Origin of the sequence: Pseudomonas sp. R-28-1W-6 (genome assembly GCF_009799925.1) — a bacterium.
Lineage (GTDB): Bacteria > Pseudomonadota > Gammaproteobacteria > Pseudomonadales > Pseudomonadaceae > Aquipseudomonas.
This window is the reverse complement of sequence record NZ_WELK01000015.1, coordinates 1-14,124: the sequence shown is the minus strand read 5'-3', so window position 1 is coordinate 14,124 and position 14,124 is coordinate 1. Positions and strand designations below refer to the sequence as shown.

The 14,124-nt window shown below is 53.5% G+C and carries 9 protein-coding genes; 2 read left to right on the top strand and 7 right to left on the bottom strand.

Annotated features, from left to right (window positions below):
• Nucleotides 1-59 precede the first annotated feature (59 nt).
• The 7 genes from F3I62_RS18785 to F3I62_RS18755 form a co-directional block, all read right to left on the bottom strand.
• On the bottom strand, nucleotides 60-1,856 hold the full coding sequence (locus tag F3I62_RS18785) for a hypothetical protein (protein WP_160491173.1): 1,797 nt from the start codon (nucleotides 1,854-1,856) through the stop codon (nucleotides 60-62).
• Between the two features lie 25 nt (nucleotides 1,857-1,881).
• A complete protein-coding gene (locus F3I62_RS18780; RefSeq protein WP_160491172.1) occupies nucleotides 1,882-3,291 on the bottom strand; it encodes a hypothetical protein in 1,410 nt (469 codons plus the stop codon).
• Between the two features lie 71 nt (nucleotides 3,292-3,362).
• A complete protein-coding gene (locus tag F3I62_RS18775) occupies nucleotides 3,363-4,250 on the bottom strand; it encodes a hypothetical protein (protein ID WP_160491171.1) in 888 nt (295 codons plus the stop codon).
• A 117-nt stretch (nucleotides 4,251-4,367) separates the two neighbouring features.
• Entirely contained in the window at nucleotides 4,368-4,844 is a 477-nt protein-coding gene (locus F3I62_RS18770; protein ID WP_160491170.1) for a hypothetical protein, read from the bottom strand.
• Between the two features lie 88 nt (nucleotides 4,845-4,932).
• The gene (locus F3I62_RS18765) at nucleotides 4,933-6,330 is read right to left on the bottom strand and encodes a hypothetical protein (protein WP_160491169.1); all 1,398 of its coding nucleotides are present in this window, start codon (nucleotides 6,328-6,330) and stop codon (nucleotides 4,933-4,935) included.
• A gap of 497 nt (nucleotides 6,331-6,827) precedes the next feature.
• Nucleotides 6,828-7,931, bottom strand: a complete 1,104-nt coding sequence (locus tag F3I62_RS18760; protein WP_160491168.1) for a hypothetical protein — start codon at nucleotides 7,929-7,931, stop codon at nucleotides 6,828-6,830.
• Nucleotide 7,932: 1 nt separating this feature from the next.
• Nucleotides 7,933-8,376, bottom strand: a complete 444-nt coding sequence (locus F3I62_RS18755) for a hypothetical protein (RefSeq protein WP_160491167.1) — start codon at nucleotides 8,374-8,376, stop codon at nucleotides 7,933-7,935.
• Nucleotides 8,377-8,483: 107 nt separating this feature from the next.
• Here F3I62_RS18755 and F3I62_RS18750 point away from each other — a divergent pair, with 107 nt between their 5' ends.
• Both F3I62_RS18750 and F3I62_RS18745 read left to right on the top strand, forming a co-directional pair.
• On the top strand, nucleotides 8,484-11,036 hold the full coding sequence (locus F3I62_RS18750; protein ID WP_160491166.1) for a DNA topoisomerase: 2,553 nt from the start codon (nucleotides 8,484-8,486) through the stop codon (nucleotides 11,034-11,036).
• A gap of 179 nt (nucleotides 11,037-11,215) precedes the next feature.
• Nucleotides 11,216-11,533: a hypothetical protein gene (locus F3I62_RS18745; RefSeq protein WP_160491165.1), complete on the top strand. Its 318-nt coding sequence runs from the start codon at nucleotides 11,216-11,218 to the stop codon at nucleotides 11,531-11,533.
• Nucleotides 11,534-14,124 lie beyond the last annotated feature (2,591 nt).

Genomic DNA, 14,124 nt, shown 5'->3' with positions numbered 1-14,124 from the left:
ATTGCAAATACCAAATTAGTTTGCAAGCCCCGAAGGACTTACAAACTAAGCGGTTTCGGTTAGATTTTCGGCCCCTTCTTGTCAGGGTCGTCAGCTGGCTTCGGCGCCTCTGGTTTGGCGGTCGACTCCTGCTTGATGACCTCCTTCCGGAGGGCGACCCCTCTTTCAGCCAGGTGCCGATCAATGCTCTCCATCCGTGATGAGTCAGGCGATTTCTTGGCCTTGAGCACGTTGCCGGATTGCTGGGCACCCAGCTGGTCGCGGAGGGCCAGATCCTGCTTAACGGTGCCCTTGCCCCTTGCCTCGGCCTTTCCAAGCCTTACCGCCAGCCCCTGATCCAGCACTTTTGCCTGCTTAACCTGCTGCTTGGCCGCACTCACGCTCAGGCCAAACTCGCTCAGGGACTGATTGATGATCTTCAGCGATGGCAGCTTGTTACCGGCCTGCAAAATTGCCGTGGCAGCAACAGCCTGACCCATCATTCGATCATCAAAATTCGTCCTGGCGCGACTTGAGGTCGTGCCAGAGCTATTGGGCATCTGGCCGCGCTGGTAGGTGGCCAGCTTGGTCGCCAGGCCCTCAACCCCAGCCAGAAGGCTTTGACGTGCCGTAGCTGCGCTATTCAGATAGCTGGAGAGCTGCTTGCCAATGGCATCACTGCCCGAGAGTCGGGTCAGGAAGTCTTTGGTCGAACTGAATTCACCCACATTCTTGCGAGCACTCTCAATAGCCTTGAGCGCGGCCTTCACATCCTCTGCTGTCGCATGGATACGACCATTCTTGGCGGCAATGGCCGCAGCAGCCGATGGAACCAGACCCTTCGAAACAAGGTTATCCAGGCGTTTTGAAACCCAAGCTGGGTATGCATCGCGAATGGCTTTTAGCTGATCCTGCATGGGTTTCTTAGGATCAAACCGAACGGTTCTGCCGTACTGGCTGTAGGTCTTCTGACCAGCAAGAGAACGATCCACCATAGCTTCGTGAATCACCTTGCTGGTGGCATCGATGAAATAATTCTGACACTTAATCAATTCCCTTTCGTGCTTGATCGAAAGGCGTGCTTGATCTAATGCGTATTTCTGGCATGCATAGGCGATCTTTTTCAGGTCGCTGTAGCTGGCGTCGTATTTTCCAGACTCAACCCTTTTCTCAAAATAATCGCCCAGGCGATGATTGAGGGCCGAAATGTAAATAGTCTTGAGTCGAGAATGAATGCCTGGATGAGCGGCGCACTCATAAGCAGCATTGATCTCATCTTGCTTAATAGCGCCTGACTTGATGCCTCGACTAATATCGTCATAGGTAAGGTTCTTATTGGAAAAACGCTTGAGCGAATCCATATCAAGGAGCTTGAGAGAAAGTTCCTCATCAAGAACGTTCATTAGACGAACAGAAATCTCAGACATGCTGCGAGGGTAGGCCTCTGAGCCAATAGACTGAAAGAATCTATCCTTGTATTCTTCGTTGTGATTCTTGTTGTCGTCGTTTTGCGAAAACACCTTCCAAAACCTATTGAATGGATCAATGGAGTTAGGGTCTTTCCATGCGCCATTAACATCCTTTCGCAAAAGCAGATTTCTGAGTGGCATGTCATCAGGAAATGCCGGCGAGTGCTCAGACTTTGTGCGCGTCCGAGAGTATTTATCCGGCAGGACTGAATCGCTGGAGACGCCAACCTTATCTAAATAGGGATTGCCAGTTCGCTTGCCAGTTCCACTGTCACCTTCAATGTCACCGTGGATTTTTTCGGATTCGCGAACAAAGAACTGACGAAGATCAGCTGACTCAATATCATTGAGCTCAGAAAGGATTTCAGTTCTTGACTGGAATAATGGGTTACTTATTGGCTTTGCCATGATGATTTACCTTTTATTGTTATTGTTATTCAGGCGTAATTAACGATGCATTATTCCTTGCATAATAATTATCCAGTGCCACTGGCAGCGCTTCCCCAATGGCGGCCACTACAGCATCCATAAAGGTTCCATTCAGGTTTTTGATCTGATTGGAAAACTGAAGAGCCAGAACATCGCCGGCATTCTGAACAAGGTTGGTGCTCAGTTCATTACTGATGTTGTGAATAGAGCCAAGGCTGTCATGAAGCTTGATAGCCTTATCAATGGCCGGGCCAGTTTTCTTTGAGAGCTCTTCAAAGCCCTTCTTTAGGTCACCGAGAAGGCCCACGAAATCAGCAAGCGAAGTCTCCCTGGCGCCCTCAAGAGTCTTGACGGTGTCAGTAAGCTCCGAAAGGTATTCTGGGAGTGCATCATGGGCCAAACCAATAGCCTCATGCGCTTTCAGGATGGCATCCACTTGGGTGGAGTATTTTTTGGCCATATCAACAAGCTCGACGCTGGTAAAGCGACGCTCAATTGCATCCATGGCCGGATTGACCATATCCATGATCCGGGGCTGTAGCAGATCAATGGTGTTGTTTACGGTTGCGCTGACAGCGCTGCTCACCAGCGTTTTTGCCGTAATTGAGATCGAGCGCATATTGCCAATAGCCTCGTTCGAGGCGTCGATCAACTGGCCATGCAAATCACCCAGGCTGATGATTGCATTTGATGCTTTCTCAATACGAGAAAAATGCGCCTTAAACTGATTGGTTTGGGCAAGAAGCTTTTCATCAAGCATTGTCTCAAAGAGTTCAGGCTGATTGCCCAGCAGCTCGATGATGATGGAAAGACTGCCCTGGAGATTGCCAATGCCGTCTGCAATCTCAGCAATGGGTGCCAGCTGGCTCTCAATCGACTGGTATGAGGCAGCGAGGGACTCGGTATTTTTGGCAATGAGGGCCTGATTCTCGTCGAGACTTTTAACGTAACCCTCAAGGCTCTCAATCGCAGCACGAATCGCCACAATCTCAGCATGGATTTCATCCAGCTGGGCGCGAACCCCCGGAATGGCCTCATCGACGATGACGTCGACCTTGCCGATCAGGCCAGCAACCTGATCCTGAGTGGCTGCTTTGCCGCAGGATTCTTCGAGCGCCTTAAGGCGAGCTTCATACCCATCGGCGGTAGCCTTTAGCCCTTCGATGGTGCCGCTCAAGCCGTTGACGATGTTCGTAAGGCCGGAAAAGCTCTCGATCAGACCAGCAACCCATGCGGGTGCGGACGTGTCGTTCGACTTTTCAACCAGCTGGGTAACGACACCATTGAGGTTTTTGACTTGGCTGGCAAGCTCGCTAATAGCTGAAAAATCAGCTGAATTGTCGGGTGAAGGCACTCTGCCTTCTGAACGAGCTTGATCTTGCCCGCCCTTTGGCTTATTTTTTCTATCGTTCATGTCACTGATCCTGATAATGAATGCTTTTTGTGAACCCCGTGAGGCGGACACCTCTCGGGGTTTTTCTTTTTTTAGTTATTGGTTTTTCCGACGCCACCTTCATGGAGGCGCTTCATCAGCTCGGCGTGCTTAGCCTTTGCATCGGACAATGCGCTGGCTTTCGCAGGTGCGGCTTCAATCGGCTCAAACTCAACAGCCGACTCATCTTCCTCTTCAGCCTCTTCGGTCTCTTCGGTCTCATCAGCCTTGCCAGCCTCTTCGTGCTGTTCAGTGCTGGTCTCGACCGCATCCACCAGATCCAATTGCTTGTGGGCATCGCCCTCTGGCTCGCTTTCCATCTCCACTTCGGGCTGGGCATCGATCTCAGCTTCCTGAGTCGATTCAGCCACCAGCTCCTGCTCTGGCTTCAAAGCAGGCTCCTCATCCTGGACAACCTCTTCCACGCTCTCGCCAAAAGCAGCCTTGATAGCTTCGGCGGCCTCTTGTGCGGCATCCACGGAAACCACAGGGGCTGCCTTGGCTGTGGCTGCAACCACCGGGGCGGCAGAGTCGGACTCAAGGCCCTTGGGCTCATCGACAGGCATTGCAGCATCAGCCAGACCCATCAACAGATTGGTCAGCTCGGACAGGGAGGCTACAGTGCTGAGATCGATCTCCACGACCTGGCGCATCATCTCGTCGTCATTGAAAAATTCCAGCATGAGCCCGGACTTCATCTGATCGAACGTAAGGAACGGAATTCGAAGCGTGGTGTCGCCACTGCGCAACTTGTCGATCAGCAGGCCATACAGCAACCAGTTAGGAGCAAAAGCCTTCATGTCATCTTTTTTGTTGATGCTCAGATCTTTGCCAGGGGCGTAGTACCGATAGCGGATAATGTCGTGAATGCAGTTCACGATCCGACTGTTCTTAAGGGTGAGTCGTCTGGTGACGAACTCGTCGCGGTTGTGGTTGGACATGGTTTCTGACCCTTTCTAGTTTTTTAGCGTGTCGCTATATTCTTAGTAAACCAGTTTGGTATCTCAATGTAAAGTGGCTTGTATGCAAAATGTATATTTACAATTCAGGAAAATCGGTTAGGTTTCCGGAAGGCCCCGATTTTCGCGGTTTCTGAGGTAAAAACTGGCTAGCGACAGCATGGCATCCATGGGGCGACAGTCGTCTTTCCCAGGTTTGCTAAGTACAGAATCAAGCAAGGGTCTGGCTTCCAGCCATTCTTGTGCCTCTTCCTTGTTCAGCCCGATCTTGGCGCTCTTTCCGCGCTTTCCATTGGGCTGCATGACAGGTTCAAGCGGGAGATCTGAGTGCGCTCGGTAAAAGCGCAGGATCGCCAGGAAAATCTCGGTAAAGCTGAGATGACCCTCACGAAGCTTTGCTTCTTTGCACAGGCCGTCTTCTTGAAGCTTGGCATCAGCCTGGCTTAGTAGCTCCATGTCACCCGGCTTCGGGTAGATCCAGAGCTCAAGGGCCTTGCGGGGGTTTTCGGACTTCCGTGGCCCCCGCTTTCCTTGACGAACCAAAGTCGGTTCCTGCTGATTAATCGCTTCGGTCATTGCCGAGTCTCCATGGCGCGCTGGTAGCGTTATATACCAATTTAGTATCAAAGGGGAATACCAATTTTGTATCCCCTTTGCGGGGTGGTTAGATGACCACCTCATCAATCAGATCGGTCACGAAATACGGGCCACCGTCGCCGGATGGTTGAGCCATCAAGCCAATGGATTTGGCGTGCTTGTAGATCATGAGCATCTTGCTGTTTGCCATCGAAACATCTGCCAACTCGGGGATGTCCTTGGTGGGGATCTTCCTGTCCCTTGGGTAGGTCTTCATGAACACCAGCAGCGCCCTGTAATAGTCCCGGTACTGGCTGCTGACTTCAGCAACTATCGAATCAGCAGTCAGGCTATTTGAGGGGGCGGGCTCCAAAGACGACTCGGCGAGTGCTTCGGCGTCAACACCAGGCGCTTGCAGCACTACCGGATCAGCCTCGACAGACACCAGATCTGCCATTCGCTCATCGCGCGCAGCTGGAGCAGCGCAAGCAACTGAGCGAAGGGGCTCCAGGGGCTCTTCAGGCTGCTCTACGGCCACCACAGGGGCGGCAGGTGCCAATACAGGACTCTGAGCAGCTACAGGCGGCTCTGAGGGCGTGGCAAGGGGGCGTCGAACCTCTTCAGCTGAAGCTGGATTCTGCTTGGCAGTTGAGCGCAGATCGGAGAGACGAGTAGGGCTCTCATGAACAGACCCCATCGTGCTGACAAGCCCACCCAGCTTGATCAGGATCGCGCCGAACAAGGCCAGGTACAGGGCATTTTCCTCAGACAGCATTTTTGAGGTGCTTCCGGCTTTGGATGAAGCCAGCATCTCATTCTTCGTCTGATCAACCTCCGAGATGATTTCACGCTTGCGCTGATCGCGGCGCTGTTGCTCTGCAAGAATGAAATCGTTCTTCATCTTCTGGGCAGACATCAGCTTGTCCTGGAGGCTGCCGATCTCAACGGAAAACTTATGGCCGTTCGTGGTGCTCCCCTGGCGAACAGATTCCTTGGCGTTGGCTTCGACAGAGCGAATCGAGGACTCAATCGAAGGAATTCCAAAATCTGGAGATTCGATAGGGGCTTCCAGCGCACGGTACTCAGCAACAAGGCGATCAATCTTTTCCTTGCGATTTTCCTGGGCGGTTGTTTGCTCTACCTCATCACTCTTAACCACACCGGAAAATGAGGTGTAAATGAAATTCCAGTGGATGCCGACAACAAACAACTGCCCACCGCAAACAAGAGCAAGAGCAAAAACAAGTTTCACAAAGCTCTTATTCCGATAGTAGGCAGAAATCTTTTTAACAGCATTCCAACACGCGGCTTCAACAAGAATCATGGCGAAGACATAAATAGCCGTGAGACCTGGATTCCCCTTTTCCTTGAAGTGGGCAATGGTAAACAGGGAGATGATGACGCAGCTAACAAAGAAGAAAAGGCCGGACAGCCATTTATCTATCGTTGTCTGGTTTTGCCCGTGGGCATTGAGTGATGTGTTCATGGTGATGATCTCGCAATGATTTGATGGTTTCTTTTGGCTCTTCTTGGTTTCTGGCGAGGAAACCATCCTTTGACACAGACTATTCCTTGAAATATACATTGTCAACTCGCTGGTTCCAGCGGTTTCCGCCGATGCCGTAACCTATTGATTTACAAGGGTTCTGGCTTGATTCTGGCGCAGAAACAGGTGGTCACCCGCTGTCGAGTAAGGCGCATCCGAACGGGCGAATCTGGCGAGGTCGGTGGCGCAGAAACCGAACGGAACCAGATGGTTTCCGGGTCGCGGAAACAGAAACAGCCGCTGAGAAATGGTTTCTCTGGAACTGGATAAGCAAAAACAGAACTACCCCGCCGCAATAATTGACGGCAGGGTTTTCTGTTTCTATTGATTGGTTTTGAAGAGAGTGGAACATAGCTTTCTCTATTTGGGATAATTTCTTAATTCAATTATCACGAATGAATGAAAGCTATATCAAGTTTACAACTAAGCGGTTTTGGTTATAGAGGGATGTTTTTAGGGATTCGCCTGATTTTAATCGAGCTTGGAATATCGCCAAGCTCATCATTCAATCGAATTGCAGGGCGCTTGGCTTTATAGGCATCAATTACCGAGCGACTGAAATAACGTGAAAAACCACGGCTATAATGCTCAGCATAAGCAGCACAGACTTTAACGCCACGAATCTCGCGTGGAACTTTTTCCACGAGATCTGGTTTTTTCATAACAACCATGGCGGCAACATCTTCAGTCAGCATTTCAACCGGAACAATTGAAATAAGCTCCGGATGATGCTCAAGCAGCGCAGAAAAAAGCTTCTTGGTCATAAGCTGCCGGGGGAGCATCAGCAAAAGCGAGGGCATCATGGACACGGCGGTGATGACAATGTCGTCATCCAGGTAGCACCCCTCACAGGCGACCAGGGTTAGCAGGAAGCTGGGCTCAGACTTTACAGCCTCAAGCAGAATCTCACGATCCAGCATGTCCAGCGGAACATGGCGCAACGCGAAATGCGGGTTGCCAATCATCGCCAGCCTGACGATCTCGCGCGTCATCAAAAAGCTAGGGATAAGCTCTATAACCTCCGGAAAAGAACGAACCGCATCGACACAGGACTCATAAGTACAAGACCTGATATCAACCATCCCAAGCGCCAATGCGGCCTTAGAAATGGCAACTGCAAGTGCTTTCGCGCCAACGAACTTATGGGATATCTCTGAAAGAACAAAGGGGTTGTCCATGATCGCCTGATCAATTGCATCAGGCGTCTTATAAAAGCCGGGGTGACTCGAAAAAGGGATGTTCAGATGGGAGACAGCAAGGATGTATTCGACGCCAGCTTCAGAATTCACCCCCCTGAGATTCAGACTGTCACCGTAAACGTTAACAACGTCATGCTCTGAATCGCAGATCTGCTCGGCGATATCCTCAGCCGTTAGAACGCCCGAGTACCTGGTCGCAAAAGAATGCAGCCTGCGCTTATAGAGGCGCTTTCGAACATCGCGAAGCAGGCTTCTTGCGCAGAGCGGATCGCCAGCAAAGCTAGCGTAATTAGCAACAACCTCAGAAAAATCAACCAGCTGGCCAGCTACACCGCTTCGCATATCAAAACCCCATTTCAACAATGGACTTGCCGCTCAGCAGCGACTTGAGGACGCCAACAGCAGAGTCTGGCGGTAGAGAAATCCGATCACGGCCATCAATCCAGAGGTCGCAGCCAATAGCATCAGAGCCAGACCTGAAGCTCATCAGAACGCCTTCGAAATAGAAGCGGGCACTCTCCCTTTCTTCACCTGGCCCACCTACAAGAAAGGCGTGAGAGACCAGGTAGGGGCGCTCATGGGCATCGGGGCGGTTGGAGCGACGAAGCGAGTGAAACGACATGCTCGACGCATCCAGGGCGTGAAAAAGACCAAGCTCATAGCCCGGTCGAGTGCTGCCAGCAGAGAGGTGCTCATCGAGCTGCGTGATGGCCTCATCAATGCCACTGCTCGCAATGAACAGGGGTAGGCCTGCGGCTGTAGAGGCGATGGGGGCGTGTAGTCTCATGGTCACTCCTAAATCCTGAAACACATACTACACCAGAAATATACATTGCACAATCGCCCATCAGGTGACAGTATTGATACGTCGAAAATACATTCTTGGAGAGCGACGTGACGACACTGATCATCACTGAAAAGCGGGACGTGGCCGAAAGCATGGCCAAGGCCATGGGCTGGAGCCGCAGCGGCGGGGCTTACACCGGAATGCTGCATGGCAAGCCGGTGAAAGCGGTTTGGGCGCGTGGCCACCTGCTGCAACATGAAACCCCTGACGACATCAATCCGGGGCTTGGATGGGACAACCCGTACGCCCTGGAGCAACTGCCTCGGCAAGTCAAAGTCGTTCCCATCAAGGAAGAAGACGACAATCGCACTGGCTCAATCAAAGAGCTCCTGGAAAATATCAAGCAAGGCCTAAAAGGGGCCAGCAACGTCATCCTCGCTACGGACGCCGACCGCGAAGGCGAATACATCGGATGGCTGATCCTGGAGCACTTCAACTGCCAACTGCCGGTGCAGCGCTGCTGGCTGGCAGCAGGTATGGATGAGCGCTCGATCAAGCAGGCACTTGGCTCTCTACTCCCGGCTTACGAGAAAAAGCCTCTGGCACGCGCTGCTGAAGCGCGAGCTCGAAGCGACTGGTCGTACATGTACCTGGTGAGGGCCATGACCCATTACGGGCGCAAAGGCCACATGGGCAAAGTGCTGGGGACGGGGTCAAAGCGTGAGAGCGTGGTCTCTGTTGGTCGCGTCCAATCGGCGGCGCTCTTCATGATCTACAAGCGCGAGATGGAGATCCGTAACTTCCAGGCCCGCACCTTCTATGGCGTCTCTGCCAATTTCTCTGTCCTGTCGAACCTAGTTGGTGCTGAATACAGCCCGAAGATCACGCAAGTGCTGATCGATGCCAACCAGGTGCAGGGCATCAGCTGGGAGCCGCAAGGCTTGCAGGGTGAGGGCAAGCTGGATCGCCCGCTGTTCCTCGATCACGACGCGGTGAAGGCGTTCGAGGGGCGCCTGATGGGCTCAGCCAGTGCCGCCAAGGTCTCTGACTACAGCGAGGGCCGGCGTGAGCAGCATCCGCCGATCACCTATGACCTGGTCGAAGCAAAGTCGGCGCTGGCAGCAGAATGCAAGGTCACAGGTGACATCGCCCAGGCCGCAATCGAAGATCTTTACGAGCAGGGCTTTATCTCCTACCCGCGCACAGCTCACGGCGAGCTGCCGATGAACCTCTATGAGCCTGAAGAGCGTGATACCAGGCTCAATGTCGTGGCAGGCATCCCGGCGCTCTCTGTCGCAGCAAAGCGCGCTGTAGCCATCCACACTGGGGCTGACAGCCAATACAAGGCATTCCGCCCCAAAGTCTTCGTCAGCAAGAAGCTGGAGCACTATGGCCTCATCCCGTCGACTCGCGAAGTGGACGACCAGGTGCTGGCTGGCATGCAGCCGAAAAAGAAGGGCAAGCACACCGGAGCTCACATGCGTGCGGCGTATCTGCTGATCGCCACCCGCTATGTCCAGGCCATGCTGCCGCCCGCTGTACTGGCCACCCAGAAGGTGACCTTCTCGGTGCCGGTCGAGGATCTACTGAAGCAGCCAGAATCGATCTTCGTGGCCAAGGCAGAGCGCACACTCGATCCGGGCTGGCGGGCCATCATGAATGTCGGTGCAGATAAAACCGCAGAACTGCCCAAGCTAAATAACGGTCAGTCGGCAACGGTTGAGTCGGTCGAAATCCGTGAGGGCAAGACAAAAGCACCAGGGCGTTACTCTGAGCAGAACATTGAAAAAGCCCTGCAAAAAGCAGCACGCGAGATCGATGATCCGAAGATGCGCGCTTATCTGTCCGACGGCGAAAACAAACCTGAAGGCATTGGTACGCCAGCAACGCGCAAGGACATCATCCCGACGCTAAAGACTCGCGGCTACATCCGCGCAGACAAGTCAGCGCAGTTCTACTTGGAAGACAAAGGCCAGGAGTTCATCGAGTTCCAGATGAAGCATGGCCACGACTGGCTGTACCGGATCGAAACCACCGCGCAATGGGAAGGGCGTCTTGCAGATCTGGCGCTGCTTTCGGATGACGAAGAAGCCAAGAAAAAGCGGGACAGCTTTATTGAGGAAACCGTCCGCACGATTGAGAACTACATTGTCTGGATCAATTCCGAATTCGGAAACAAGACGGCAGTTCGGGAATCTGTTTCCGGCCCTTCAGTGGTAACACCAAAAATGAAGGAAATCATCAAAAGCATCGCAGAACGCAAGGGGCTGACCTTGCCGCGCGGAACCCTGTCGGAACCAGAAAAGGCGAAAGCGTTTCTGAGTGAACACATTGGGAAACAGGATGAGAAACGAGCAGAAACGACTGGAACCCTTGCCCCAACCGAGGCGCAGCTCAATCTGGCAAGGAAACTGGCGCAGGCTTCCGGCAAGGAACCCAGCCCCGAGGAACTCGCTGATCGCCGGAAACTGTCGGCCTACATCGATAAGCACAAGTCCGCTAACGACTCCGCCAGCGACTCAGCACCAACGGAAAAAATGATCAGCTTTGCTAAAAGCATTGCGTCTAAGCTGGCGGAAAAAGACAAGCCAAAAGATAACGTTTTTACAAGCAAGAAGGCATGCAAGGCATTCCTGGACAAGCACGCAAGTAGAAAATAATCATCGAACAAACAGCCCCGCACTGCGGGGCTTTTTTTATTGCCCGCAGAATTGTTTATCAAATATAACCAAAAATACTTAATTTGTAAGATTGATCCATGTAAGGATCATTGTCAAACTATAAACATAAGGATGAAAAAACAATATCAATATATGGAGCACAACAAAGGTGCTAAATCATGTCGTACATTTCAAAGTCCGTGGAACAAAACATTTCTGAGCTTAATGGTAACTATGCAGCCATCCATGATGAGCTTAAGCAACTAAGGGAAGTTGTCGCTGAATATCAGGTTATCTTTCAAATCCTCAGTAAGCTTTCGGAATCATCATCAATCGATATTTCCGAAATAAAGTCGGATATTTCCATGTTAAAAGAGTTAATCTTTATCGAAAAGGAAGGGATTAACAAAGTCGGAAGTTCCATAGTAAAAAGCGAAACAATCGGTGCTGGTGATGAAAAGAAATCCATCACAATAAATCTCAGCATCAACGGCTAAAGCTAAAAAGCCATGAGGCCGAGGCGCCATTTCTAACGGTGGCGCCAAAGCCGGTAACGCAAAAACCCCTCCAGCAGTACCCAAAGCCCTCAGCTTCCCTTCCTGTCCAACCTCGCTCTTGATCTTGTGAGAGCACCCAGCCCGATCAAGGCCCCTCCAGCTCCAGCACCTGGATAAAAGCCGGGAGCATCGCCACTCTTCGCGAAAGGGCGAAGCCCTGGAGCGGCTTAATGGCATCCGTCATCCCCAGCAGCATCTTGGAAAGCCGCCGTAACCGGCAGAAAGCTATCACCCGCACCGAATCTATAGGATCACGCTAATCGTGGTGTCATCCTGGTCATGAGCGAAGCGAATGACCGAGCAGGGAAATCCACCTGAAGCCGAAGGCGTAATGGTGGGTTTCACTGCGAGACCCCGGAGGTGGCGGGCAACCCCCGCCCCGCCGTCTGTCCGTCCCACCCTGCGTTGTGTTTGCTCACAAACACGGCTTCAGTTTGGTATCAAAAAATTGGCAGGGTGTCTGGGCTGAAGGTTTTGCGCCAAGGGGTTGGCGAGGCTTCTTTTGGGGGCAAACGCCTGGCCCTGACGGGTGGGGAGCGCAGCGAGCTGAACAGGTACACCACGCCCGACTCCATGGATGGAGGAGGTAGAGCGAAGCACGATGCCAGAGCCGAGGGGAGCGGTTGGGGGAGCGCTTCTTTTGGGGTCAAACAAACGGGCAGCGCAGCTGACCGATGGGATCGGGGAGGGAACCGACCTGAGCCCGTAGAGCACTGGCGGGAGCGACAGTGCTCCGAGCACCACGAGTCGGTCGACCGCTGCTGAGGGAACCGCGACGCAGTCGGCGGGAACCGAGGAAGGGAGGCCGGGGAGGGGCGCGAGTGCTTTGGGGGGATTGCTTGGGGCGGCTTCTTTTGTGGTCAAACAAGCTGGGGGCGCGGAGCGGCCCTCTGGGGTTGGGGAGCAGGGCGACCCGAGACCATAGAGGGATCGGGGAGTGCAACGACCTGAGCCCGTAGAGCACTGGCGGGAGCGACAGTGCTCCGACCGTCACGAGCTGGCCGACCGCGACTGACGACTGCATGGATGCAGGAGGTAGAGCGACGCAGGATGCCAAAGCCGAGGGAACCGCGACGAAGTCTGCGGGAACCGAGGAAGGGAGTGCCAGGGAGGGGCGGGAGATCTTCGACGGTAGACAGGGCCTTCGGGGTTCGAGGGTCATCATCAGTTCCACCCAGTTCCGGCATCTCTCCATCACCCAGTTCCAGGTCAGGAAACCAGTTCCGATCACGGTTCCCGTTTTCGACCGATTTCTGACAACCACACCCAACACGGTTCCGCTGGTGTGCTGGGACTGGAACCAGCACTGGAACCGTTTCTGGTTCTGGTTTCCAGCGGAACCCGGAAATTAAGGCAAGAGCCAGGAAGCCGGGGCAGGCCCCAACCGAACCACTGGCCACCACACCTTTCTACCCCGGAGGGGTGGCTTCGCCATCTTGGGATTCTGGCCATCAGTAGTGTCGGGGTGGGGAAGAGCTGGATCTGGTGTTCGGGTTGGACGAGACCGACCGAGAAGTTTAGCGAAGGCCGGGGTGATCAACTCGCCATCCTCGGCGGGGCTTCAGGGGTTAGCGGATCGAGGTCGGCACCTGGAGGAACCCAGCAACCAAGTGGACACCGCAAACAACCTGACCAGGTGATGATCGGACTGTCACCGGATGGACGACCAAGGGGAGGGTCGGCCAGAGGGGGCGACCGGGGAGAGAGGGGATGAGGGGCGGAGGGAGGGGAGCGAAGGCGGTCGGGTGGATGGAGCTGCCCACGACCACCAGGAATAGGTGAGCCAAGAGTAGGACTGCCATGGTCGGGGAGTTGAGCTACCCGAGACCCGGCACTCGACCAGGACTCAGCGAGTCCGGTAGACGCTCGAAGATCCAGGTCGGGTAAGGAAGGCGCTTGATCACCCAGGGGGCCAGACCCCGGATCTGAAGATCGGCCACTTGGGCTTAGGGGGCTACGCCACCAGGGGATCGGGGAGGGAACCGACCTGAGACCGCAGAGCACTGGCGGGAGCGACAGTGCTCCGACCACCTGGAGTCGGTCGACCCGGCAGCGAAACGGGAACGGAGGGGAAGGCGAAGCCGGACACGAAGAGAGAGTGGAGCAGGGGAGATCGAGGAGGGTGGGAGCAGTGAAGAGTGGGGCTTGGGGCTTGGAATATAAACCAGGTACACACACAGTCCACTACCAACATCAACAGCCAGAACACACCAGAGACACCACAGATATACGTCCAGATGAACGTAGAAATTAAGAGCCCACACACCCTTCACCCCACACTCACCACCCCACCCTCATTCTTCACTCACACCCACCATTCACCTTAACCACTCCATTAAACTTCATATCCTAAACCATATCCTCAACCCCATTAACCAACATTACACCCATCATATCCTGTAAAGCATGACAAACCACATCATACAACACAATATCCCAAACCACATGACATAACCCAGCATGATTCATGACATGAAACTCCATGATCCAAGACACACACCAGAACACACACCCTCACCCTCCTATATGCC

Bases quoted from the DNA above. Each gene is read 5' to 3' on its own strand.
- F3I62_RS18755 (WP_160491167.1), bottom strand. From the start codon at position 8,376: ATGAGACTACACGCCCCCATCGCCTCTACAGCCGCAGGCCTACCCCTG.
- F3I62_RS18770 (WP_160491170.1), bottom strand. From the start codon at position 4,844: ATGACCGAAGCGATTAATCAGCAGGAACCGACTTTGGTTCGTCAAGGA.
- F3I62_RS18785 (WP_160491173.1), bottom strand. From the start codon at position 1,856: ATGGCAAAGCCAATAAGTAACCCATTATTCCAGTCAAGAACTGAAATC.
- F3I62_RS18760 (WP_160491168.1), bottom strand. From the start codon at position 7,931: ATGCGAAGCGGTGTAGCTGGCCAGCTGGTTGATTTTTCTGAGGTTGTT.
- F3I62_RS18745 (WP_160491165.1), top strand. From the start codon at position 11,216: ATGTCGTACATTTCAAAGTCCGTGGAACAAAACATTTCTGAGCTTAAT.
- F3I62_RS18775 (WP_160491171.1), bottom strand. From the start codon at position 4,250: ATGTCCAACCACAACCGCGACGAGTTCGTCACCAGACGACTCACCCTT.
- F3I62_RS18765 (WP_160491169.1), bottom strand. From the start codon at position 6,330: ATGAACACATCACTCAATGCCCACGGGCAAAACCAGACAACGATAGAT.
- F3I62_RS18780 (WP_160491172.1), bottom strand. From the start codon at position 3,291: ATGAACGATAGAAAAAATAAGCCAAAGGGCGGGCAAGATCAAGCTCGT.